Origin of the sequence: Kosakonia sp. CFBP8986 (assembly GCF_034044935.1) — a bacterium.
In the GTDB taxonomy this organism is placed as follows: Bacteria; Pseudomonadota; Gammaproteobacteria; order Enterobacterales; family Enterobacteriaceae; genus Kosakonia; species Kosakonia cowanii.
The window spans coordinates 190,267-214,060 of the sequence record NZ_JAXCXB010000004.1; the positions used below are offsets into that span (position 1 = coordinate 190,267).

Annotated in this window: 26 protein-coding genes; 17 read left to right on the forward strand and 9 right to left on the reverse strand. The window is 56.7% G+C overall.

All coding sequences use genetic code 11. The annotated features are described in order from the left end of the window. Positions 1-94: 94 nt before the first annotated feature. The 3 genes from speA to SOM48_RS22755 all read right to left on the reverse strand — a co-directional run bounded on the left by speA (position 95) and on the right by SOM48_RS22755 (position 2,495). Complete coding sequence (gene speA, locus SOM48_RS10555) at positions 95-2,071, reverse strand: biosynthetic arginine decarboxylase (protein ID WP_139569346.1); 1,977 nt, start codon at positions 2,069-2,071, stop codon at positions 95-97. Between the two features lie 8 nt (positions 2,072-2,079). Then, positions 2,080-2,274, reverse strand: a complete 195-nt coding sequence (gene yqgB, locus SOM48_RS22635) for an acid stress response protein YqgB (protein ID WP_128482135.1) — start codon at positions 2,272-2,274, stop codon at positions 2,080-2,082. Between the two features lie 77 nt (positions 2,275-2,351). Beyond that, entirely contained in the window at positions 2,352-2,495 is a 144-nt protein-coding gene (locus SOM48_RS22755) for a hypothetical protein (RefSeq protein ID WP_419979817.1), read from the reverse strand. A 406-nt stretch (positions 2,496-2,901) separates the two neighbouring features. Here SOM48_RS22755 and metK point away from each other — a divergent pair, with 406 nt between their 5' ends. From metK to ruvX, 8 genes are all read left to right on the forward strand, one after another. After that, positions 2,902-4,056: a methionine adenosyltransferase gene (metK, locus tag SOM48_RS10560; RefSeq protein ID WP_076769184.1), complete on the forward strand. Its 1,155-nt coding sequence runs from the start codon at positions 2,902-2,904 to the stop codon at positions 4,054-4,056. A gap of 404 nt (positions 4,057-4,460) precedes the next feature. Further along, complete coding sequence (locus SOM48_RS10565) at positions 4,461-5,855, forward strand: sugar porter family MFS transporter (RefSeq protein ID WP_076769185.1); 1,395 nt, start codon at positions 4,461-4,463, stop codon at positions 5,853-5,855. Positions 5,856-5,938: 83 nt separating this feature from the next. Further along, positions 5,939-6,445: a SprT family zinc-dependent metalloprotease gene (locus SOM48_RS10570; RefSeq protein WP_076769186.1), complete on the forward strand. Its 507-nt coding sequence runs from the start codon at positions 5,939-5,941 to the stop codon at positions 6,443-6,445. 87 nt (positions 6,446-6,532) lie between these two features. Then, a complete protein-coding gene (endA, locus tag SOM48_RS10575) occupies positions 6,533-7,231 on the forward strand; it encodes a deoxyribonuclease I (protein WP_128482132.1) in 699 nt (232 codons plus the stop codon). Positions 7,232-7,298: 67 nt separating this feature from the next. Then, positions 7,299-8,030: a 16S rRNA (uracil(1498)-N(3))-methyltransferase gene (gene rsmE / locus SOM48_RS10580; RefSeq protein WP_139569343.1), complete on the forward strand. Its 732-nt coding sequence runs from the start codon at positions 7,299-7,301 to the stop codon at positions 8,028-8,030. A gap of 13 nt (positions 8,031-8,043) precedes the next feature. Then, on the forward strand, positions 8,044-8,991 hold the full coding sequence (gene gshB / locus SOM48_RS10585) for a glutathione synthase (RefSeq protein WP_320511900.1): 948 nt from the start codon (positions 8,044-8,046) through the stop codon (positions 8,989-8,991). A 118-nt stretch (positions 8,992-9,109) separates the two neighbouring features. Further along, positions 9,110-9,673, forward strand: a complete 564-nt coding sequence (locus SOM48_RS10590; protein WP_023480870.1) for a YqgE/AlgH family protein — start codon at positions 9,110-9,112, stop codon at positions 9,671-9,673. Next, entirely contained in the window at positions 9,673-10,089 is a 417-nt protein-coding gene (gene ruvX, locus SOM48_RS10595) for a Holliday junction resolvase RuvX (RefSeq protein WP_023480823.1), read from the forward strand. Before SOM48_RS10590 ends, ruvX begins: the two co-directional genes overlap by 1 nt. Positions 10,090-10,221: 132 nt before the next feature. On the opposite strand, the gene SOM48_RS10600 is transcribed toward ruvX, so the two are convergent. Then, positions 10,222-10,914, reverse strand: coding sequence for an IclR family transcriptional regulator domain-containing protein (locus tag SOM48_RS10600; RefSeq protein WP_042713579.1), 693 nt, complete (start codon positions 10,912-10,914; stop codon positions 10,222-10,224). Positions 10,915-10,981: 67 nt separating this feature from the next. On the opposite strand from SOM48_RS10600, the gene SOM48_RS10605 reads away from it, so the two are divergent. Further along, the gene (locus SOM48_RS10605) at positions 10,982-13,240 is read left to right on the forward strand and encodes an FAD-dependent oxidoreductase (RefSeq protein ID WP_320511901.1); all 2,259 of its coding nucleotides are present in this window, start codon (positions 10,982-10,984) and stop codon (positions 13,238-13,240) included. Here the strand turns inward: SOM48_RS10605 and SOM48_RS10610 are convergent. Further along, positions 13,237-14,217 (reverse strand): type IV pilus twitching motility protein PilT, encoded by a 981-nt coding sequence (locus SOM48_RS10610; RefSeq protein ID WP_320511902.1) that lies wholly within the window; start codon positions 14,215-14,217, stop codon positions 13,237-13,239. The genes SOM48_RS10605 and SOM48_RS10610 overlap by 4 nt on opposite strands. A 17-nt stretch (positions 14,218-14,234) precedes the next feature. On the opposite strand from SOM48_RS10610, the gene SOM48_RS10615 reads away from it, so the two are divergent. The 5 genes from SOM48_RS10615 to hemW are packed head-to-tail and all read left to right on the forward strand — an operon-like array spanning position 14,235 to position 17,542. Continuing rightward, positions 14,235-14,939 carry a YggS family pyridoxal phosphate-dependent enzyme gene (locus SOM48_RS10615; protein WP_042713573.1) on the forward strand — a complete coding sequence of 235 codons (705 nt, stop codon included), beginning with the start codon at positions 14,235-14,237 and terminating at the stop codon, positions 14,937-14,939. 18 nt (positions 14,940-14,957) lie between these two features. Beyond that, complete coding sequence (locus SOM48_RS10620) at positions 14,958-15,524, forward strand: YggT family protein (RefSeq protein ID WP_054803430.1); 567 nt, start codon at positions 14,958-14,960, stop codon at positions 15,522-15,524. Beyond that, complete coding sequence (gene yggU / locus SOM48_RS10625) at positions 15,521-15,811, forward strand: DUF167 family protein YggU (RefSeq protein ID WP_042713571.1); 291 nt, start codon at positions 15,521-15,523, stop codon at positions 15,809-15,811. Before SOM48_RS10620 ends, yggU begins: the two co-directional genes overlap by 4 nt. 8 nt (positions 15,812-15,819) lie before the next feature. After that, positions 15,820-16,413, forward strand: a complete 594-nt coding sequence (locus SOM48_RS10630; protein WP_320511903.1) for an XTP/dITP diphosphatase — start codon at positions 15,820-15,822, stop codon at positions 16,411-16,413. After that, positions 16,406-17,542: a radical SAM family heme chaperone HemW gene (hemW, locus tag SOM48_RS10635; RefSeq protein ID WP_320511904.1), complete on the forward strand. Its 1,137-nt coding sequence runs from the start codon at positions 16,406-16,408 to the stop codon at positions 17,540-17,542. Before SOM48_RS10630 ends, hemW begins: the two co-directional genes overlap by 8 nt. A gap of 80 nt (positions 17,543-17,622) precedes the next feature. Here hemW and wzz(fepE) read toward each other — a convergent pair whose 3' ends face one another. The 4 genes from wzz(fepE) to trmB form a co-directional block, all read right to left on the reverse strand. Beyond that, complete coding sequence (wzz(fepE), locus tag SOM48_RS10640) at positions 17,623-18,729, reverse strand: LPS O-antigen length regulator Wzz(fepE) (RefSeq protein ID WP_313164056.1); 1,107 nt, start codon at positions 18,727-18,729, stop codon at positions 17,623-17,625. 331 nt (positions 18,730-19,060) lie between these two features. Continuing rightward, positions 19,061-19,777 carry a YggN family protein gene (locus SOM48_RS10645; RefSeq protein ID WP_023480977.1) on the reverse strand — a complete coding sequence of 239 codons (717 nt, stop codon included), beginning with the start codon at positions 19,775-19,777 and terminating at the stop codon, positions 19,061-19,063. Positions 19,778-19,833: 56 nt separating this feature from the next. Beyond that, the gene (locus SOM48_RS10650; RefSeq protein WP_023480838.1) at positions 19,834-20,160 is read right to left on the reverse strand and encodes a YggL family protein; all 327 of its coding nucleotides are present in this window, start codon (positions 20,158-20,160) and stop codon (positions 19,834-19,836) included. Continuing rightward, positions 20,160-20,879, reverse strand: a complete 720-nt coding sequence (trmB, locus tag SOM48_RS10655; protein ID WP_054803427.1) for a tRNA (guanosine(46)-N7)-methyltransferase TrmB — start codon at positions 20,877-20,879, stop codon at positions 20,160-20,162. The genes SOM48_RS10650 and trmB overlap by 1 nt, the downstream gene beginning before the upstream one ends. A 136-nt stretch (positions 20,880-21,015) precedes the next feature. Here trmB and mutY point away from each other — a divergent pair, with 136 nt between their 5' ends. The 3 genes from mutY to mltC all read left to right on the forward strand — a co-directional run bounded on the left by mutY (position 21,016) and on the right by mltC (position 23,560). After that, positions 21,016-22,095, forward strand: coding sequence for an A/G-specific adenine glycosylase (gene mutY / locus SOM48_RS10660; RefSeq protein WP_180344327.1), 1,080 nt, complete (start codon positions 21,016-21,018; stop codon positions 22,093-22,095). A 2-nt stretch (positions 22,096-22,097) separates the two neighbouring features. Next, positions 22,098-22,373 (forward strand): oxidative damage protection protein, encoded by a 276-nt coding sequence (locus tag SOM48_RS10665; protein ID WP_020455176.1) that lies wholly within the window; start codon positions 22,098-22,100, stop codon positions 22,371-22,373. A 104-nt stretch (positions 22,374-22,477) separates the two neighbouring features. Continuing rightward, positions 22,478-23,560 carry a membrane-bound lytic murein transglycosylase MltC gene (gene mltC / locus SOM48_RS10670; protein ID WP_023480727.1) on the forward strand — a complete coding sequence of 361 codons (1,083 nt, stop codon included), beginning with the start codon at positions 22,478-22,480 and terminating at the stop codon, positions 23,558-23,560. The last annotated feature ends 234 nt before the right edge of the window (positions 23,561-23,794 follow it).

Here is a 23,794-nt window from a genome sequence, read left to right on the forward strand (position 1 = left end):
TTTATTACGTCCCGGCAGCGCCGATAAAAAAATCCCCTCCGGGCCTGGGCCAGGAGGGGATTGATTTCATTGCGGCTCACGCCGTGGGATGAGGTTACTCATCTTCCAGATAGGTATAGCCGTAGAGACCCGCTTCGAACTCTTCGAGGAACTGCTGCTGCAGCGCATCGTCCAGCCCGGTCTCTTTAACCTGATCGCGGAACTGGGTTAACAGCTTGCCCGGATCGAGCTGCACGTACTCCAGCATATCGGCCACGGTATCGCCTTCATCAGAAAGCTCCACTTCCACGCTGCCATCCGGGAAGACAAACACGTCAACCGCTTCGGTATCACCGAACAGGTTGTGCATGTTGCCGAGGATCTCCTGATAGGCACCGACCATAAAGAAGCCCAGCATCGGCGGGTTCTCCGGATCGTACTCCGGCATTGGCATCGTTGTGGCAATACCGTCGCCATCGACATAGTGATCGATAGCACCATCGGAGTCACAGGTAATATCCAGCAGCACCGCACGGCGCTCCGGCGCATGGTTCAACCCTTCCAGCGGCAGCACCGGGAAGAGCTGATCGATACCCCACGCATCCGGCATCGACTGGAACAGGGAGAAGTTGACGTACATCTTGTCCGCCATACGCTCCTGCAGTTCGTCGATAATCGGACGGTGCGCACGGTTGCTCGGATCGAGCTGCTTCTGCACTTCATGGCACATGTTCAGATAGAGCTGCTCTGCCCACGCACGCTCTTGCAGGCTAAAGGTGCCGGAAGAGTAACCAACGTGAATGTCGTGCAGATCCATCTGGCTATCATGCAGCCACTCGCGCAGCGAACGCCGCGTCCCCGGCTCGTGCATCTCCTGCCAGGTTTCCCACATGCTTTGCAGCGCGCGCGGCGCATCTTCCGCCGGCGGAATGGCCGGGGTGTATTCGTTGCGCTCAACGCCAATGATATTGGAGACCAGCACCGTATGGTGCGCAGTCACCGCGCGGCCCGATTCGGTGATCACCGTCGGGTGCGGTAAACCGTGCTCTTCACAGGCATCGCCAATCGCCCAGATAATATTGTTCGCGTACTCGTTCAGGCCGTAGTTAACGGAGCAGTCGGATTGTGAACGGGTGCCTTCATAATCGACACCCAAACCGCCGCCAACGTCGAAGCACTGAATATTCACGCCCAGCTTGTGCAGCTCAACGTAGAAACGGGCAGACTCGCGCACGCCGGTGGCGATATCGCGAATATTGGCCATCTGTGAACCGAGGTGGAAGTGCAGCAGTTGAATGCTGTCCAGACGACCGCGCTCACGCAGCATCTCAACCAGTTGCAGCACCTGCGTCGCCGCCAGGCCAAACTTCGACTTCTCACCGCCGGAGGATTGCCATTTGCCGGAGCCTTGCGATGCCAGACGCGCACGCACGCCAAGGCGCGGGATCACGTTCAGACGTTCAGCTTCTTCCAGCACGATGGCGATTTCGCTCATCTTCTCGATCACCAGATAGACCTTGTGGCCCATCTTCTCGCCAATCAGCGCCAGGCGGATGTATTCACGGTCTTTATAGCCGTTACAGACGATCACTGAACGGGTCATGCCCGCATGGGCGAGTACCGCCATCAGCTCCGCTTTTGAACCCGCTTCCAGCCCCAGCGGTTCGCCGGAGTGGATCAGGGATTCAATGACGCGACGGTGCTGGTTAACCTTGATTGGGTAAACCAGGAAGTAGTCGCCGTTATAACCATAGGATTCACGCGCGCGTTTGAAGGCGGCGTTAATCGAGCGCAGACGGTGTTGCAGGATCTGCGGGAAGCAGAAGAGCGCCGGTAAACGCTGGCCCTGCGCTTCACGCGCTTTTACCAGCTGTGCCAGATCGACACGCGCCTCGGGGACATCCGGATCGGGGCACACGCTGATGTGGCCCAGCTCGTTGACGTCATAGTAGTTATTGCCCCACCAGGCAATATTGTAAGTCCGTAGCATCTTGCTGGCTTCCTGGGAGCTCATCGCTACCTCCTGCATGGAACGTAGTGCACCGTGTTCGCCTGCTGACGAAGGCGAAACTGAAGAGATGTCGTCAGACATTGCGAACCTCACTTAATTAAAGTGTATACCCTGTGAACGTCACGCTGCTCATTGGCGAGGCGAAGCGACACGGGGATGAAATAGTTGACTACTATCGCAGTGACACATAGCGATAACAACCCATAAACAGCCATGATTTTCGGCATAACATGCCAAAGCACCGACTGCGCGACCGGTTTCTGGTTCATATGATAGTAAAACATCTGTCCGGACCCGAGTATGACAGGCCGGCGAAACCACGAGAAAACTCCTGATGCTCAGGAGAGCCCTTGTTCAGTTATCACAATGCCTTACCGGCCCTGGAGTCCTGAGAAGCGCCGAAATGGGGATAACATCGGCTGGTTTGCAGATCAGAGATGCGAATGATGGGAAATGCGTGCACATCAGAACGACGCGGCAGAATATTCGGAAAACGACGGTTCATTATTTCGTATCACCTCCACGCAAGCCATGACGACCCGCGACAAGCCAAAGCCATTAAATACACTGCTTAACCCGGCTGGAAGTGGCGACACAGCAGCGATGCCGTGCGCTTTTTTGATGAGCCGCGCGCGGCGTTTTATACCGATAACCAGGTGAAAAAGCAAAATAAAAAAGGCCTTCTTGCCCCATTGCCAGGAAAATTTTCCGTGACAGAGTGTGTCAGGAGACGACGCAGATCAAAAAACGCTGGCAATGGGATGAATAAGTAACCTAAAATAGCCGTCCAGATGTTAATCCGTCCAGACCGATTAACACACAGACTTCTTGTGTCATCTTTGCGTAGCCACCGCGAAGAGAGCCGAACACAGAATTCGATCCAACCGAATTACACCAGGTGAAAATTTATTATGGCAAAACACCTTTTTACGTCCGAGTCCGTCTCTGAAGGGCATCCTGACAAAATTGCTGACCAAATTTCTGACGCTGTGCTGGATGCAATCCTCGAGCAGGACCCTAAAGCGCGCGTCGCTTGTGAAACGTACGTGAAAACCGGCATGGTGCTGGTCGGTGGCGAAATCACCACCAGCGCATGGGTGGATATCGAAGAGATTACTCGTAACACCGTGCGCGAGATCGGCTATGTTCACTCCGACATGGGCTTTGACGCCAACTCTTGCGCCGTACTGAGCGCAATCGGTAAGCAGTCCCCGGATATCAACCAGGGCGTTGACCGTGCCGATCCGCTGGAGCAGGGCGCGGGCGACCAGGGCCTGATGTTTGGCTATGCGACCAACGAAACCGACGTGCTGATGCCAGCGCCAATCACCTACGCTCACCGTCTGGTTGAACGCCAGGCTGAAGTGCGCAAAAACGGCACCCTGCCGTGGCTGCGTCCGGACGCGAAAAGCCAGGTCACCTTCCAGTATGACGACGGCAAAATCGTTGGCATTGATGCTGTAGTGCTCTCCACCCAGCATTCAGAAGATATCGATCAGAAATCACTGCAGGAAGCGGTGATGGAAGAGATCATCAAGCCGATCCTGCCTACCGAGTGGCTGAACGCCTCTACTAAATTCTTTATCAACCCGACCGGCCGCTTTGTGATCGGCGGCCCGATGGGCGACTGTGGTCTGACCGGCCGTAAAATCATCGTTGACACCTACGGCGGCATGGCCCGTCACGGCGGCGGCGCATTCTCCGGTAAAGATCCGTCGAAAGTTGACCGTTCCGCAGCGTACGCGGCGCGTTATGTGGCGAAAAACATCGTTGCTGCTGGCCTTGCCGATCGCTGTGAAATCCAGGTCTCCTACGCCATCGGCGTGGCAGAGCCGACCTCAATCATGGTTGAAACCTTCGGCACTGAGAAGGTATCCACCGAGCAGTTAACGCTGCTGGTTCGTGAGTTCTTCGACCTGCGTCCGTACGGCCTGATTCAGATGCTGGATCTGCTGCACCCGATCTATAAAGAGACCGCTGCATACGGTCACTTCGGTCGCGAATCTTTCCCGTGGGAAAAAACCGACAAAGCCGCGCTGCTGCGCGACGCTGCCGGCCTGAAATAATCCACTGACCGCACCGCTATCAAGGCCAGCCTCGCGCTGGCCTTTTTCATTTTTATGCGCGTTATGACCATCCAATGCCATTTGTGCAGCTATACTCACTCTGCCCGTAACTATTTCATTTGAAAGCGATTACATCAGACACGACCCGAAACTTTCTCCTTCCCTCACCGGCTGAAACCGTCACGCGTCATAATTGTTACATTACGCTTCGGTTTAGTCTGAAATAACGCCCTGCAATTAACCATTCATTGTCAAGAATCCTATAATCCTCAACACTTTTATTTACATTCGTGGCCTGCCCGAAATGTAACCGATTACACTCATGTGATGCATATCACGACTTTTCGCTTATGAGTGACCTAACGTTTATCTCGATAAAATTCATAACATGAATGGAGGGCATAATGCCTGACAATAAGAAACAGAAGCATTCCAACAAGGCCATGACCTTTTTTGTCTGCTTCCTCGCAGCACTGGCAGGATTACTTTTTGGCCTGGATATTGGCGTGATTGCGGGCGCACTGCCCTTCATCACGGAAGATTTTCAAATCAGCTCGCACACTCAGGAGTGGGTGGTGAGCTCAATGATGTTTGGTGCTGCCGTCGGCGCAGTCGGCAGCGGCTGGCTCTCCTGGCGTCTCGGGCGTAAAAAGAGCCTGATGATCGGCGCGGTACTGTTTGTTATCGGCTCTCTCTGCTCTGCCGCCGCACCGAACGTCGAGTTCCTGATCGTCTCTCGCGTGCTGCTCGGCCTGGCCGTCGGTATCGCCTCTTATACCGCCCCGCTCTATCTCTCTGAGATCGCCCCGGAAAAAATCCGCGGCAGTATGATTTCGATGTATCAGTTGATGATCACCATCGGGATTCTCGGCGCGTACCTCTCCGACACCGCGTTCAGCTACAGCGGCGCATGGCGCTGGATGCTGGGCGTGATCATCATTCCGGCGGTGCTGCTGCTGATTGGCGTCTTCTTCCTGCCGGACAGCCCGCGCTGGTTCGCCGCGAAGCGCCGCTTCAACGATGCTGAACGGGTGCTGCTGCGCCTGCGTGATACCAGCGCCGAAGCGAAGAACGAGCTGGATGAGATCCGCGAAAGCCTGAAAGTGAAGCAGACCGGCTGGGCGCTGTTTAAAGAGAACAGCAACTTCCGCCGCGCGGTCTTCCTCGGCGTGCTGCTGCAGATCATGCAACAGTTCACCGGCATGAACGTCATCATGTATTACGCGCCGAAAATCTTTGAACTGGCGGGTTACACCAACACCACCGAACAGATGTGGGGAACGGTGATCGTCGGTCTGACCAACGTGCTGGCGACCTTTATCGCTATCGGCCTGGTGGATCGCTGGGGCCGTAAACCGACGCTGGTGCTGGGCTTTATGGTGATGGCCGCCGGTATGGGTATTCTCGGCACGATGCTGCATATGGGCATCCATTCGCCGTCAGCGCAGTACTTCGCTGTCGCCATGCTGCTGATGTTTATCATCGGCTTCGCAATGAGCGCCGGTCCGCTGATTTGGGTTCTCTGCTCCGAAATCCAGCCGCTGAAAGGCCGCGATTTTGGTATCACCCTCTCCACCGCCACTAACTGGATCGCCAACATGATTGTCGGCGCGACCTTCCTGACGATGCTGAACACGCTGGGCAATGCCAACACCTTCTGGGTGTACGGCGGTCTGAACGTGCTGTTCATCCTCCTCACCCTGTGGCTGGTGCCGGAAACCAAACACGTTTCGCTGGAGCACATCGAGCGCAACCTGATGCGTGGCCGTCCGCTGCGTGAAATTGGTTCCCGTGACTGATTAACACCCTTCAGGCTTCCTCTGCGGAGGAAGCCTTATTTGCTTATTGCACTCCCGTCCCGCCCATCCTATTCTCTGCAGTTATGAAAACACCCCGCCTCCCTATTGCCCTCCAGCAAGCTGTTATGCGTAGCCTGCGGGATAAACTCGCCCTCGCTAACCAGAAGCTTGAGCGTGACTACCCCGAACCGAAGCTGGTCTACCAACAGCGCGGCACCGCCGCCGGTACGGCGTGGCTTGCCGACTACGAGATTCGCCTCAACCCGGTGCTGCTGCTGGAAAATCAGCAAGCCTTTATTGATGAAGTGGTTCCCCATGAGCTGGCGCACCTGCTGGTGTGGAAAGAGTTCGGGCGCGTTGCGCCACACGGCAAAGAGTGGAAGTGGATGATGGAGAGCGTGCTCGGCGTGCCCGCGCGGCGAACGCATCAGTTTGAACTGGAGTCAGTGCGGCGCAACACCTTCCCCTACCGCTGTAAATGCCAGCAGCATCAGTTGACCCTGCGTCGCCATAATCGGGTAGTGCGCGGCGAGGCGATCTACCGCTGCGTGCGCTGCGGCGAGCCGTTAATGGCTGAAGCGGCTAACTGAATCCATTAAGAAGTTTTATGCGCTAACTGATTGCATCAGGAAGCCCCTTCCGCTACGTTGCGAGCTCGTTTTGACAGGGAGTTCGCTATGTTCCGTTTTATACCTTTTCTCTTCACGTTGCTGGCAGTGCCTGCCCTGGCCGCCAACGGTATCAACAACTTTTCCCAGGCCAAAGCGGCCGGTGTGAAAGTGAATGCTGACGCGCCGGGTGATTTTTACTGCGGCTGTAAAATCACCTGGCAGGGCAAAAAAGGAGTCGTCGATCTCGCCTCCTGCGGCTATAAAGTGCGAAAAAATGAGAACCGCGCCAGCCGCATAGAGTGGGAGCATGTGATGCCCGCCTGGCAGTTCGGCCACCTGCGTCAGTGCTGGCAGGATGGCGGGCGCAAACAGTGCGCCAAAGATCCGGTCTACCGCAAGATCGAGAGCGATATGCATAACTTGCAACCCGCCGTGGGCGAAGTGAATGGCGATCGCGGTAACTTCATGTACAGCCAGTGGAACGGCGGTGAAGGGCAGTATGGCCAGTGCGAAATGAAGGTTGATTTCAAAGCGAAACTGGCTGAACCACCGGCGCGCGCCCGCGGTTCAATTGCCCGTACCTACTTCTATATGCGCGATCAATACCAGCTACCGCTCTCACGCCAGCAGACCCAGCTTTTCACCGCCTGGGATAAGCTCTATCCGGTTACTGCATGGGAGTGCACGCGCGATGAGCGTATCGCGGCCATTCAGGGCAACCATAACCCGTATGTGCAGCGCGCTTGCATGGCGCGAAAGAGCTAACCTACACTAGCGCCATTGTTAACATCCGCCCTGCCGTGCGGGGCGGTAATCTGAACGGATCTAAAACATGCGCATTCCCCGCATCCATCACCCAGAATGTATTCAGCCGGGCAGTGAAATTGCCCTCAGCGAGGATGCCGCCAACCACGTCGGCCGCGTGCTGCGTATGGGCCCGGGCCAGGCGGTGCAGCTTTTCGATGGCTCTAACCAGGTTTTCGACGCAGAAATCACCCACGCTGATAAAAAAAGCGTGCGCGTTAGCGTGCTGCGCGGCGGCGTGGACGATCGTGAATCGCCGCTGCATATTCACCTGGGCCAGGTGATGTCGCGCGGCGAAAAGATGGAGTTCACCATCCAGAAATCGATCGAGCTGGGCGTAAGCCTCATTACGCCACTTTTTTCTGAGCGCTGCGGCGTTAAACTGGACGCCGAACGCCTGAACAAGAAGCTGCAGCAGTGGCAAAAGATCGCCATTGCCGCCTGTGAACAGTGCGGGCGCAACCGTGTTCCGGAGATTCGCCCGGCCATGGATCTCGAAGCCTGGTGCGCCGAAGAGGAGAGCGGTCTGAAGCTCAACCTTCATCCGCGCGCCAGCCAGAGCATTAACACCTTGCCCCTGCCCGTCGAGCGCGTACGTCTGCTGATTGGCCCCGAAGGCGGGTTATCCGCCGATGAGATCGCCATGACCGCGCGCTACCAGTTTACGGATATTTTGTTAGGTCCCCGCGTGCTACGCACCGAGACAACGGCGCTTACCGCCATCACCGCGCTTCAGGTTCGCTTCGGCGACCTGGGTTGAAAGGAGAAGCAGAATGATTAAGCTCGGCATCGTGATGGATCCCATCGCGGACATTAACATCAAGAAAGACTCCAGCTTTGCCATGCTGCTGGAAGCACAGCGCCGCGGCTATGAGCTGCACTACATGGAGATGGCCGATCTCTATCTGATTAACGGTGAAGCCCGCGCCCGCACGCGTACCCTCTCCGTCGAGCAGAACTACGACAAATGGTATGAATTTGGCAGCGAGCAGGATATCTCGCTGGCCGATCTCGACACCGTGCTGATGCGTAAAGATCCGCCGTTCGACACCGAGTATATCTACGCGACCTATATCCTTGAGCGTGCGGAAGAGAAAGGCACGCTGATCGTTAACAAACCGCAGAGCCTGCGCGACTGTAACGAAAAGCTCTTCACCGCCTGGTTCCCGGATCTGACGCCGGAAACGTTGGTCACCCGTGATAAAGCACGTCTGAAAGCCTTCTGGCAGAAGCACACCGACATTATTCTCAAGCCGCTGGACGGCATGGGCGGCACCTCGATTTTCCGCGTCAAAGAGGGCGACCCTAACCTCTCGGTTATTACCGAAACCCTGACCGAACTGGGCACGCGCTACTGCATGGCGCAGAACTACCTGCCTGCTATTAAAGAGGGCGACAAACGTGTGCTGGTAGTCGATGGCGAACCGGTGCCGTACTGCCTGGCGCGCGTGCCGCAGGGCGGTGAAACCCGTGGCAACCTGGCGGCCGGTGGTCGCGGCGAACCGCGCCCGCTGACCGAGAGCGACTGGGCGATTGCGCGTAAAGTCGCGCCGGTGCTGAAAGCCAAAGGGCTTATCTTCGTCGGTCTCGATATCATCGGCGATCGCCTGACTGAAATTAACGTCACCAGCCCGACCTGCATCCGTGAAATCGAAGCCGAATTCCCGGTCTCCATCACCGGTATGCTGATGGACGCTATCGAAAAACGTCTGGCTAAATAAGCGCCACACAGGGTGCGAGCGAGAGCCCGCGCCCTTCCCGCTTTATCTCGTGACAGCACCCTGCTTTCCCCCCATACTACGTTGTCGCTTTTTTGAACCAGGAACAGAACCTCTGACAATGAATTTACAGCATCACTTTCTTATTGCCATGCCTGCTCTCCAGGATCCCCTCTTCCGGCGCTCCGTTGTCTATATCTGCGAGCACAGCGAGGAAGGGGCGATGGGGCTTATCATCAATAAGCCGCTGGAAAACCTGACGGTAGAGGGCGTGCTTGAAAAACTGAAAATCGAGGCCGTTGAACGCGACCCGGCGATCCGTCTTGATAAACCGGTGCTGCTCGGCGGCCCGCTGGCGGAAGATCGCGGCTTTATCCTGCACACCCCACCCGGCGGTTTTGCCTCCAGCATTCGCGTCTCGGACAACACCGTGGTCACCACCTCGCGTGACGTGCTGGAGACGCTCGGCACAGGCGAACAACCCGCTGAGGTGATGGTCGCGCTCGGTTACTCGTCGTGGGATAAGGGGCAACTCGAAGAGGAGATCCTTGATAACGCCTGGCTTACCGCGCCGGCGGATCTCAACATCCTGTTTAAAACGCCCATCGCCGATCGCTGGCGCGAAGCGGCAAAGCTTATCGGCATCGATATTTCGACCATGCCGGGCGTCGCGGGGCACGCCTGATGAGCGGCACACTGCTGGCGTTTGATTTCGGTACCAAAAGCATTGGCGTTGCCATCGGGCAGCGCATTACCGGGACGGCGCGCGCGCTGACGGCGCTGAAAGCGCAGGACGGCACGCCGGAGTGGAAGCGGATCGAAAACCTGCTCAAAGAGTGGCAGCCCGAGGCGGTGGTGGTTGGTTTGCCGCTTAATATGGATGGCACCGAGCAGCTGCTTACCGCCCGCGCCCGCAACTTCGCCAATAAAATCCACGGCCGTTTTGGCGCAAAAGTGATCCTGCATGATGAACGGTTAAGCACCGTTGAAGCGCGCTCCGGGCTGTTTGAACGCGGCGGATTTCGCGCCCTTGATAAAGGCAGCGTCGACTCAGCGTCGGCGGTGATTATTCTCGAAAGCTACTTCGAACTGCACCCGTAAGCCTGCCCGTTTTCCCCTCTCTTTTCTGTTAGCCGCGATCGCGTCGCGGCTTTCTGCCGATCCTTCTCACACTTTCCAGCCCTGCTTTTTGCATTCCCACTAATGTTTCTATAAAAGAAACATTAAAGGCTATCAGGATTTCTCAGTTAAGCGCTGAGCCAGTTCATGCAGAGCGTCTAAGCGCGTCTCAACCACCGCATCGTCAACCTGCCACAGACCGGCAAACGCGAGCGCGGCAGAGTGGGCGCCAAGGGGTTTCGCCATCGACACTTCGCCGTCGTCGTGATGCCACACCACGTGCCCCTGCGCGCGCTGCTGGGCGACATGCGGGCCAAGCTGCTGCCACTGCTCCGGCGTAAAGCGCTGTTGCAGCGCCTCATCGCTCTCCGCTGCCAGCAGCGACATTCCGATGACCGACTGCCAGGCAGGCAGCATATGGAAACCGGCCAGCGCCTGGCTCACCTGGCTACCGGGTTCAGAGTGGTAGATGTAGATCACCTGATCCTCCCACAGCACGCCCATCGCCACGACGATATCTTTCGGGGCGTAGCGTTCAAGCAGCGGCAGCGCGTGGGAGAAGAGCGCCGAGCCGCGAATGGCCTGCGCCGCCAGCGCATGAATGCCAGGGCCGGGAAGGTAGCGACGCTGCGCGTCCTGCATAGTCAGGCCGATAGAGGCCATGGTCATCAATAACCGGTTTACGCGGGTGGTGTTAATGCCCATCAGACGCGACAGCTCACGACAGCCAATGGCGCGATCGCTGGAGACGAGGTACTGCAGGCAGCGAATGCCATCAATCAGACTTTGGTTCGGTTGAGAAGACATTGCAGGGTTCGCTTTTCAGTTGGCTGGAAAAAACGATTCTACCGTCAGTCAAAAAGGAAACAAGATAATGAAAATCTTTCCTCACACCGATGCCAGAGCTTTTCCGACCCGGCAGCTGCACGCCGATCTGGTCGTCGCGGGCGGCGGGCTGGCAGGGCTTTGCGCCGCGCTGGCGGCAGCGCGCGACGGTTTAGAGGTCGTGCTAATCCAGGACAGGCCGGTGCTCGGCGGCAACGCCTCCAGCGAAGTGCGCCTGTGGGCAAACGGCGCGACATCGCATATGGGCAACAACAACCGCTGGGCGCGAGAAGGCGGCATTATGGGCGAGATCATGGAGGAGAACCTCTGGCGCAACAAAGAGGGCAACCCGGTGATGTTTGACCTGGTGCTGCTCGACCTTGCCAGAAGCCAGCCGGGGCTGACACTGCTGCTTAATACCGCCGTGTTTGAGGTGGAAAAAGAGGCGCAGACCATCACTCAGGTGAAGGCTTTTAACCCGATCAACGAGACGTTTTATACCGTCAGCGGCGCACAGTTTTGTGATGCCACTGGCGACGGCGTGCTCGGCTATCTGGCGGGTGCCGAATATCGTGAGGGCGCAGAAGAAGCGGAGGAACTCGGGGAGAAAATGGCGCCCGGCGATAACTTCGGCCACAAGCTCGGCCACTCCATCTACTTCTACACCAAGCAGACTGACGGGCCGGTTAACTTTGTTCCCCCCTCCTTCGCGCTGAAAGATATTACCGCCATCCCCCGCTATAAACGCCTCACCTCTACGCTTAACGGCTGCGATCTCTGGTGGCTTGAGTGGGGCGGACGTCTTGATACCGTTCATGAGAGCGAAGAGATCAAGTGGGAGCTGTGGAAGATCGTTTGGGGGGTGTGGGATCACATCAAAAACTCCGGCAACTTCCCGGAAGCGGACAAGATGACCATCGAGTGGGTCGGCGCGATCCCCGGCAAGCGGGAAAGCCGCCGCTTCGTTGGCGACCATCTGCTGAGCCAGCAGGATATCATTGAGCAGCGCGACCACTATGACGCCGTGGGCTACGGCGGCTGGTCGATCGATCTGCATCCGGCGGACGGCGTTTATAGTACCCATGACGGCTGCCGTCAGTTTCACAGCAAAGGCACCTACACCATCCCGTTTCGCAGCCTCTACAGCCGCTCGCTGGATAACCTGCTGCTGACCGGGCGGATTATCTCCGCTTCCCACGTCGCCTTCGGCAGCGCCCGCGTGATGTGCACCTGCGGCCTGCTCGGCGAAGTGGTGGGCCGCGCTGCCGCGCTTTGCCATGCGCGCGGTCTCACGCCGCAGACCCTGGCCCAGCGCGAGCATATCGGTGCGCTGCAACAGCAGCTGCAGCTTAACGGCTGCTACATTCCGCGCCAGTGGCTGAACGACCCGGCGGCAGGTGCCAGCGTCAGCGCCAGCAGCGAGTACTGCCTGACGTCGCTTGCGCCCAACGGCAACTGGCATCCGCTGGCAGAGAGGATGGCCCTGCTGCTGCCCGTTCCGGCGGGCCATACCGTGCCCTCCATCACCCTGCGGCTGCGGGCAAAGCGGCCAACAGAGCTGACGGTCTCCCTGCTCGGCAGCGTCCGGGCCGGCAACTTCACTCCGGATTGCCACTTTGAAGAGCAGGTGCTGAGCGTGGCTGACGAAGGCGAGCAGACCGTCACCTTCCAGTGGCAGAGCGAACGCAACCAGTACGTTTTTCTCGCCTTCGCCGCCAATGAAGAGGTTGAGATTGCGCTTACCGATGCGCGCCTGCCGGGCATCATGACGGTGTTTAACAGCCTTAATGCGCGCGTTGCCAAACATACGCGCCAGGTCGCCGATGGCGATTACGGCGTCGATGAATTCGACTTCTGGCTACCTCGCCGCCACCCTTCGCAGATCCTGCCCGCCCTGCGCTGCGATCCGCCGATTGCCGCCTGGAGCGTGCAGAATGTGCTCAATGGCCGCCTGCGCCCTGAACAGCAGATCAACGCCTGGTCCCCGGCGCTGGATGACGCCGCGCCGGAGATCGTCTGGCGCTGGGAGAGCCCGCAGACGATTAGCCAGTTGACGCTGGTGCAGGACAACGATTTCGATAACGCCATGGAGTCCGTGCAGATGGGGCACCCGCTCGCCGTTACGCCGCACTGCATTACGCACTATCGCCTGTGGGCCGACGAGTGGCTGCTGGCAGAGGTGCATGATAATCACCACTCCGTCTGCCAGCACCGTTTCACCCGCCCCATTACGGCGAGCAGCATCAGGCTGGAGATCGTCGCTACCGCAGGCGCGCTGCCCGCCGTTTACGCGCTGCATCTTCACTAAAGTCGCCCTTCGCGCACCCGCTGCTGGTGGCTCTGCGCGAAGGTCTGCATCCCCTGCTGCTGCCCGGTTTGCATCACGCCGGGCAGCTGGTGCGTTTTGCCTTCGCGGATAAGGTTCGCCACCGCCGGAGTATTAACCAGCAACTCAAACAACGCCACGCGCCCGCCCTGCTTATCCGCCTCCAGCCTCTGTGCCAGCACTGCCTGTAAACTGCCCGCCAACTGGCTGCGCACCGGCTCCTTCTCCTGCGCCGGGAAGCTGTCCACCAGCCGCTCGACGGCCTGCGCCGCGCCGCGCGTGTGCAGGGTCGCCAGTACCAGATGCCCGGTTTCGGCGGCGGTCAGCGCCAGGCGGATCGTCTCGCTGTCGCGCAACTCGCCAAGCAGGATCACATCCGGATCCTGGCGCAGCGACGCGCGCAGCCCGTCGGCAAACGAGGCGCAGTGTTGCCCAATCTCGCGCTGCTGAATCAGGCTGTTGCCGCTCTGGTGCACGAACTCGATGGGATCTTCCAGCGTCACAATATGCGCCCCGGCCTGTTGATTGAGGTGTTGCACCATCGCCGCAAGGGTTGTCGATTTACCGCTACCGGTCGCGCCGGTGACGAGGATCAGGCCGTTCTCACGCGCCAGCAGTTCGGCCAGCGCTGCCGGAGCAGAGATATCGCTAAGCTGCGGGCAGCGCTGTGGCAGCAGGCGCAGCGCTAACGAGATGCCGCCGTGGCGGGCAAACGCGCCTGCGCGCAGCCGCCTGCCGCTCGCGGTAGTCAGCGCGAAATCCACCTGCCTCGACTCGCGCCACTGCTGCTGTTGCAGGGAGGTAAGCTGCCCGCTGAGCAGGGCGCTGATGTCAGGCTGCTCAAAAGGCGCAGCGGTAAGCTTCCCGTGCTGTCGCCAGCGCGGTGGACAACCACTGCACAGGTGTAGATCCGAGACATTATGCTTTACACTAAGCGCCACTATTTCTTCTATATCCATTACGCCATCCTGGAATCATGAACGATATCGCGCATAACCTGGCACAGGTCCGGGACAAAATCTCCGCCGCCGCGGCACGCTGCGGCCGGGCTTCAGAAGAAGTTACGTTACTTGCAGTGAGTAAAACTAAGCCTGCGAGCGCCGTCGCAGAAGCGATCGACGCCGGACAGCGTGCGTTTGGTGAAAACTATGTGCAGGAGGGGGTGGAGAAGATCCAGCACTTCCAGCAGGCGGGTGTCAGCGGGCTGGAGTGGCACTTTATCGGCCCGTTGCAGTCCAACAAAAGCCGTCTGGTAGCGGAGCACTTCGACTGGTGCCACACTGTCGACCGTCTGCGCATCGCCAGCCGCCTTAGCGAGCAGCGTCCGGCCACGCGCGCGCCGCTTAATGTTCTTATCCAAATCAACATCAGCGATGAGCAGAGCAAGTCCGGTATCCCCTTGAGTGAACTGGATGAGCTTGCCGCACAACTCGCTGAACTGCCGGGCATCTGCCTGCGCGGGTTGATGGCGATCCCGGCACCGGAAGCAGAGTACGAACGGCAGTTTGCCGTGGCACGGCAAATGGCTGTAGCATTTGAGGCGCTTAAAACGCGCTATTCAACGGTCGATACCCTGTCGTTGGGCATGACGGATGATATGTCCGCCGCCATCGCGGCGGGCAGTACGATGGTGCGCATTGGTACCGCCATTTTTGGTGCGCGCGATTACACAAAAAAGTAAGAGAAACTGAGGAACGCCATGAAGACGTTGACTTTCCTGCTCTCAACAGTAATTGAACTCTACACCATGGTTCTGCTGTTGCGCGTCTGGATGCAGTGGGCACGCTGTGATTTTTATAACCCTTTTTCGCAATTTGTCGTTAAAGCCACCCAGCCGATTGTCGGGCCGCTGCGCCGCATTATCCCGGCGATGGGGCCGCTGGACAGCGCCTCGCTGCTGGTCGCTTTTGTGCTGAGTTTTATCAAGGCGATCGTGCTGTTTATGGTGGTCACCTTGCAGCCGATTATCTGGATATCCGCCCTGCTAATTCTGGTCAAAACCATTGGCCTGATGATTTTCTGGGTGCTGCTGGTAATGGCAATCATGAGCTGGGTCAGCCAGGGCCGCAGCCCGGTTGAGTACGCACTGGTTCAGCTGACCGAGCCGCTGCTGCGCCCGATCCGCAACTTGCTACCGGCAATGGGCGGCATCGACTTCTCGCCGATGATCCTCGTGCTGCTGCTCTATGTACTCAACATGGGGATTGCCGAACTGCTGCAATCCACCGGTGATATGCTGCTGCCGGGGCTGTGGATGGCACTATGAGTGCCGTTGTATCCTCTCAGGACGGGCTGGTTTTACGGCTTTATATTCAGCCGAAAGCCAGCCGCGACGCAATTATCGGTTTGCATGGCGACGAAGTAAAAGTCGCCATCACCGCCCCGCCAGTGGATGGCCAGGCCAATGCGCACCTGGTGAAATTTCTCGCTAAACAGTTCCGCGTTGCGAAAAGCCAGGTGCTGATCGAAAAGGGCGAACTGGGCCGCCATAAACAGATTAAAATCGTTCATCCGCAACAGATCCCGACAGAAGTCGCGGCGCTGATAAATTAGGATCCGCTATGCAAAAAGTTGTCCTCGCCACCGGTAACGCCGGTAAAGTGCGCGAGCTTGCCTCGCTGCTCAATGATTTCGGCCTCGATGTGGTCGCACAAACCGAGCTGGGCGTCGAATCCGTTGAAGAGACCGGGCTGACCTTTATTGAAAATGCCATTCTGAAAGCCCGCCATGCGGCAAGAGTGACCGGCTTACCCGCCATTGCCGATGATTCGGGGCTGGCAGTCGATGCGCTGGGCGGCGCGCCGGGGATCTACTCCGCACGCTACGCAGGCCTTGAAGCCAGCGATCAACAGAACCTGGAAAAACTGCTCGACGCGCTGCAGAGCGTGCCGGACGGCGAGCGCCAGGCGCAGTTCCACTGTGTGCTGGTCTATATGCGCCACGCCGACGATCCGACACCGCTGGTGTGCCACGGAAGCTGGCCTGGCGTCATTGCCCGCGCGCCTGCGGGCAGCGGCGGCTTTGGTTACGATCCTATCTTTTTCGTCCCCTCCGAAGGCAAAACCGCCGCGGAGCTGACACGCGACGAGAAGCGCGCCCTCTCCCATCGCGGTCAGGCGTTAACCCTGTTACTGGAAGCAATGCGTAATGGCTGATTTGCCGCCTCTGAGTCTCTATATCCACATTCCCTGGTGCGTGCAGAAGTGCCCCTACTGCGACTTCAACTCCCACGCGCTGAAAGGTGAAGTGCCGCACGACGACTATGTCCAGCATCTGCTTGCGGATCTGGATGGTGATGCCGCTTACGCCCAGGGACGGGAAATAAAGACCATCTTTATCGGCGGCGGTACGCCAAGCCTGCTCTCCGGCCCGGCGATGCAGACTCTGCTTGATGGCGTTCGCGCGCGTCTGCCGCTGGCAAGTGAGGCGGAAATTACCATGGAGGCGAACCCGGGCACCGTTGAGGCTGACCGCTTCGCCGACTACCAGCGCGCTGGCGTTAACCGTATCTCAATAGGCGTGCAGAGTTTCAGCGAAACCAAGTTGCAGCGTCTCGGGCGTATTCACGGCCCGGAAGAAGCTAAACGTGCGGCACGCCTTGCGAGCGGGCTGGGGCTGCGCAGTTTCAACCTCGATTTAATGCACGGCTTGCCGGATCAATCCGTTGAGGAAGCGCTCGACGATCTGCGCCAGGCCATCGCCTTAAACCCGCCGCATCTGTCGTGGTATCAGCTCACCATCGAACCCAATACGCTCTTCAGCTCGCGCCCGCCGGTGCTGCCGGATGACGACGCGCTGTGGGATATCTTCGAGCAGGGGCATCAGATCCTGACGGCTGCCGGTTATCAGCAGTATGAAACCTCGGCCTATGCCAAACCGGGCTATCAGTGCCAGCACAACCTGAACTACTGGCGCTTTGGCGACTATCTCGGAATCGGCTGCGGTGCGCACGGCAAAGTGACCTTCGCGGATGGGCGCATTTTGCGTACGGCGAAAACGCGCCATCCACGCGGCTATATGCAGGGAAATTACCTTGATAAGCAGCATGATGTAGAAGATCAGGATAAGCCGTTTGAGTTCTTTATGAACCGTTTCCGCCTGCTGGAACCGGCGCCGCGGGCAGAGTTTTCCGCGTATACCGGTCTGGATGAAGCGATCATCCGCCCGCAAATTGAGCAGGCGCTGGCGCTCAATTATCTGACCGAGAACGCAACGCACTGGCAGATAACCGAGCACGGTAAGCTGTTTCTCAATTCATTGCTTGAGTTGTTTCTTAGCGAATAACGTGAAGTGAGAGATAAAAGAAAGGGGAAATATTATTTCCCCTTAATTATTTTAGCGGCGTGATTATTTAAATAATAGTATTACAGCAACTTCCGTTGGTGCATTCCGTGGCGCAATAAGACGATGCCAGAGGAGATAATGCCACCAAGAATAACGGCCAACGCCATGATAATCGCTTTCCCCGGGCCATCTTTTTTCATCGGCAGCGACGGCGAGAGTTGATATTTGAAGGGGGAAAACTCCACATCTTTAATATCAACTTTTTGCAGCTGTGCCAGAGTGTATTCACGGTTGCGAAAATCGGCATTCAGCTCGGTAAAATCTTTCATCGACTGCTCAATGCGCAGTTTTTCCGAGATACCATCGGCGCCGAGCGCGATTGAGAAGTCCGGGTCATCCTGTACCGCCTGACCATTGCTGTAGACCGGGCGTTTGATGCCGGCAGCATTCGCTACTTCAAGGGAGTAGTTCAGGCGCTTCACATTCGCATCATGCTTTGTAGCAATTCGGGCACGATCCATCTCCAGCACGTTCTTTTCAAAGTTCTTCTTCAACTCAACATCATTACGCAGCGTTGCCAGCGTCTCGTTGACTACTTTGGCAGAAATGAAATCGATGTAGCCTTTCAGCACCTGCTGGGCTTCTGTTGCCGTCGGCGCGGTGAAGCTGAGCGTCCAGGAAGCGTACGGCGTATTATCAGCAGTCGCCAGTTTGGCGTTATTGGTCGCTTTGATCTTCTGCGTCAACAGCGTCAGCGCACGGCGCAGTTCATCCTGATCGATATTGTTCTCTTCCAGCTTGCCCAGCACCAGCGGCGAGTTGGCAAGAAACTCCTCTTTTAATGATTGAGAAGAGAATTTTTTCAGGAAGAGGTGGTAAACATCATCCTGTGAAATAGAGGTTTTCACATTAAGAACCTCCAGCGTCATGAGTGCTCGTTGCAGCTCAGCCCACTGGATTCGCTCTGCCGGCGTAATCTCCGCCTGGCTGGTCCACTTTTGCGGTAGTAAGGCGGTGATAAAGAATGCGCAAACGGCAAACAACACCACTGTTCCGGCAATAAGTTTCTTGCCTCGCCATAACAGGCTCAGCAGATAGAGCAGATCGATCTCATTATTTTTAAACGAAAGGGCGGGCTCTTCATAAAATGAAGCGTCGCCTTTCGGCTGTATGTTTATTGATGACATAGGAGTATTTATGAAGAAATCATATCCGTGATTTGAGGCGGCGATATTAACATCAACAAGAACATTCTGAAAGTATACAAGTTATAGTCAATTCAAATAATCGATTAATTACTTAAGTAAAACCCCAAATTCTGGTAGGGGTTAACTGCGAATTGCCACTTGCTTTTGTGGGCAATAATTTATAGATGAGAATAATCAGCAGAGCCTGACAAACCAATTAAATAAAAGATACGAGTTTGTTATTTAATCGTCAGAAATAAGGGAAAGAGAGTAACAACATATTCAATACGAATAAGGCCTTTCGTCGATGACAAAAGGCCATGGTACAGAGTTACTTCAGGGAGGAGGTTAACGCTTTGCGGCTCTCTTCGAGAGAAACCACGCGCTGGCAGACATCTTTGCCAAACTGCTGGAAGTCAGCTTCCTGATTTTTCCATTCGTTCTGGATAGACGTTTGTAAGCCGCCGAGATTGCCGAGCACATTCTGCAACGGGTTGCCGCCGCTTTTCATCACCGCTTTCGCGCCCATTTCGTTAATGCTGTCCTGCAGAATGCCGCCCATCGCCTGGTTGACCAACTGCTGACCATCGGCGCGAACCTGTTCAATCGCCTTGTAATGGAACGTCAGGCCGTCGCTGCGATGCTCGATAATACGATTCATCTGCTCTTTGAGCTGCGCGTCGAGTTTGGTGAGGCGGTTACGCATGCTGCTGCTCTCCCCCACCTCTTTGACGATGATCTTATCCAGCGCAATGCGGTTTTTCTCCACGCGAGTCAGCGCGCCGTTGTCGATCCACGGCAGGGCGCTGCGTAACTCAGCCTGGTAATCTTTCGCCTGCTCGCGCTGTGCGGCGCTAAGCGACGGCTGTTTGCCGTTAAACATCACATTGCCCTCTGGCGTGATCACCAGATTGCCGTTTTCGCCCTTCACCTGCACGGTTTGCGGGCTGATAATCACATCGTCGCGCGGCGTGACGCTGCACTGATAATCTGCCTGCGCCGCGAAAGCTGTAAGGGTGAGCGTTGCCGCCAGCAGCGTTTTACGCATTCTATTAACTCCTGTAGAGACAAAATGGGCCAGCAGATGCTGGCCCTTATGTTTGTTTAGTCCCACCAGACGTCGAAAAGTTCGCTGGTGCGTACCGCTTCAAGCTTCTGCTCCTCCAGCCACTTACGCACAAGGGCCTGATGCTCTTCGGTGCATTTGCCAATCTCTTGCAGGCAGATTAACCCTTCCCACGCCAGATAGCCGCTGCCATCAAACGCCAGTTTATTCGGCGCAATCACCTGCTTAATGAAGTTATCAACGGTGCTGTCAATCTGCTCTTCGGTGGTACCTTCCGGGAAACGCCACGCGACGGAGAAACCCACTTCCTGGAATTCGTCGATATGCATCTTTTTACGCAAGCGACGGCTGCGGTTCTTTGCCATTATTTCACCCTCTCGAACATTAAGTCCCATACACCGTGACCAAGACGATGGCCACGCTGTTCAAATTTCGTTACCGGGCGCGATTCCGGGCGCGGCACATAGTCGTTGCTGGCCGACAGGTTCTTATACCCGTCGATGGAGTTCATCACCTCCAGCATATGTTCTGCATAGGCTTCCCAGTCGGTCGCCATATGGAATACGCCGCCCAGCTTGAGCTTGCTCTTCACCAGCTCGGCAAAGGGTACCTGCACAATACGGCGCTTATTATGACGCGCTTTGTGCCACGGGTCCGGGAAAAAGAGTTGCACCATGTTTAAGGCGTTATCCGGGATCATAGTGTGCAGCACTTCTACCGCGTCATGGCACATCACGCGCAGGTTCTCGACGCCCTCTTCGTGCGCGGAAGAGAGGCAGGCACCGACGCCCGGCGAGTGTACTTCAATACCGAGGAAATCCTGCTCCGGGCGGGTTTTTGCCATTTCGACCAGCGAAGCGCCCATGCCAAAACCGATCTCCAGCGTCACCGGTGCGGTGCGACCAAACAGCGCGGTAAAATCGAGCGGCTGTTCGGTAAACTCAACGCCCATCACCGGCCAGTAATTGTCCAGCGCATGCTGCTGACCCTTCGTCAGACGCCCCTGGCGACGGACAAAGCTACGAATGCGGCGCAGCGGGCGGCCATTTTCATCAAATTCCGGTGAAATGACGTCGTTATTCATAAAGTTTTCTGCTCGTGAGAGTGTTCAGGAAACGGGCATTATCCAAAGTTCATGGCATGATGCAAGCACCGGAAAGTTCCGGTTTACAGTGCAACGCCGCTGTGCTGCAATCTTCGCCCCTGATAAAGCGATTCTGGTGACCATGCAAGCGTCTCAATTCTCAGCCCAGGTTCTGGACTGGTACGACAAATTTGGGCGGAAAACCCTGCCCTGGCAAATTGAAAAGACGCCCTACAAAGTATGGCTGTCAGAAGTGATGTTGCAACAAACCCAGGTCACAACGGTGATCCCCTATTTCGAGCGCTTTATGGCGCGCTTCCCGACGGTGACTGATTTAGCCAACGCGCCGCTGGATGAAGTGCTGCATCTGTGGACCGGGCTCGGTTACTACGCCCGCGCGCGCAATCTGCATAAAGCCGCGCAGCAGGTCGCCACGCTGCACAATGGCCGTTTTCCAGAAACCTTTGACGAAGTCGCTGCGCTGCCAGGCGTTGGCCGTTCAACGGCGGGCGCGATCCTCTCTTTATCCCTCGGTAAACACTTTCCGATTCTCGATGGCAACGTGAAACGCGTGCTGGCCCGTTGTTATGCGGTGGCCGGCTGGCCGGGAAAAAAAGAGGTGGAGAAACGGCTATGGGAGATAAGCGAGCAGGTGACGCCGGCGAAAGGCGTCGAGCGCTTTAACCAGGCAATGATGGATCTTGGTGCCATGGTCTGCACCCGCTCAAAACCGAAGTGCGAACTCTGCCCGCTGCAAAGCGGCTGTATCGCTTACGCCACGCACAGCTGGAGCAGCTACCCGGGTAAAAAGCCGAAGCAGATCCTGCCCGAGCGCACCGGTTATCTGCTGCTGATGGAGCACGAAGGCACGGTTTATCTTGAACAGCGCCCGCCGAGCGGCCTGTGGGGTGGCCTCTTCTGCTTCCCGCAGTTTAGCGATGAAGCGGCGCTGCGCGACTGGCTGGCGCAAAAAGGGATTAACGCAGATACTCTCAGCCAACTTGTCGCGTTCCGCCACACTTTTAGCCATTTCCACCTCGATATTGTGCCGATGTGGCTTCCTGTGTCTTCCGTTGCCGCGTGCATGGATGAAGGTGCAGGTCTTTGGTATAACTTAGCGCAACCGCCATCCGTCGGTCTGGCGGCTCCGGTGGAACGCCTGATACAGCAATTACGCGCCGAAGCGGTCTCGCGCGGCGCGCAAAAAGAGGAATGATTATGAGCAGAACCATTTTTTGTACCTTCCTGCAACGCGAAGCGGAAGGGCAAGACTTCCAGCTCTATCCGGGCGACCTGGGTAAACGCATTTATAACGAGATCTCGAAAGAGGCCTGGAAGCAGTGGCAGCAGAAGCAGACGATGCTGATCAATGAGAAGAAACTCAACATGATGAACGTCGAGCACCGCAAATTGCTGGAAGAGGAGATGGTCAATTTCCTGTTTGAAGGCAAAGATGTGCACATTGAAGGCTACACGCCACAAGAAAAAAAATAGGCGTCGTGGTTTAAACCCGCCGGCAGTGCCATAAATCCAGGGAAGGCACTGCCGGTTCGCGAGCGTCTCAGGCGCTGTAATCAAACACAACTGCATCCGGAATGATGAAAAAATTTTTAGCGCTAGCGATGATCGCGCCGTTGCTGATCTCTTGTTCCAGCTCTAATAAATCCGGCGAAGACTACAACGAAGCCTGGATCAAAGACACCAACGGTTTTGACATTTTGATGGGCCAGTTCGCCCACAATATTGAGAATTTATGGGGCTTTAACGAAGTACTGATCGCAGGACCAAAGGATTACGTTAAGTATACCGATCAGTACCAGACGCGAAGCCACATCAACTTTGATGAAGGGACGATTACCGTCGAGACCATCTCGGCGACCGATCCGGCGGCGCACCTGCGCGCGGCGATCGTTAAAACGCTGCTGATGGGCGACGATCCCGGCTCTATCGACCTCTACTCCGATACCGACGACATTACGATCTCCAAACAGCCTTTCCTCTATGGTCAGGTGCTGGATAACAACGGCGAAGCGATTCGCTGGCAGTGGCGCGCGGAAAAATATGCCGACTATCTGCTGCAAACGCGGCTGAAAACCCGCACCAGCGGCATCCGTGTGATCTCCAGCATCACCATTAACTTGGTGCCGAACCACCTCGATAAACGTGCGCATAAATATATGGGCATGGTGCGCAAAGCGTCGCATAAATATGGCGTCGAGGAGTCGCTCATTCTGGCGATTATGCAGACAGAATCCTCCTTCAACCCCTATGCGGTGAGCCGCTCCGACGCGCTCGGTTTGATGCAGGTGGTGCAGCACAGCGCCGGGAAAGATGTCTTCCGCGCGCAGGGGAAATCCGGTACGCCGGACCGCAGTTATCTCTTCGATCCGCAGAGCAATATTGATACCGGCACCGCTTACCTGGCGATGCTTAACAATATCTATCTTGGCGGTATCAGCAACCCGACCTCACGGCGCTATGCGGTGATCACTGCCTATAACGGCGGCGCGGGCAGCGTGCTGCGCGTCTTCTCGGCGGATAAAGTGCAGGCGGCGAATATCATCAATACCATGTCGCCGGGCGATGTGTATGAAACGCTTACCACGCGCCACCCTTCTGCTGAGTCACGCCGCTATCTCTACAAAGTGAACGCCGCGCAGAAAACCTACCGTCGTAATTAACGTCCCTTGTGGTTTATGCCTTTTTACCTTTGCAGGTAAAAGGGCATAAGCCCGCCTTCTGGCCCTCGCAATCGGTTGCGTAAAAGCGTGATCAAGATCACTTAATAAGAATGCAATCAGACGAAGATTGCATTTTTCTGTCGTACGTAACAAACAACGCCGCCGCAAAGTGATAAAGTGCCGCCACAAATCGCAGTATATCTGCCCATTACAACGACAACCGTCTCCTTTGCG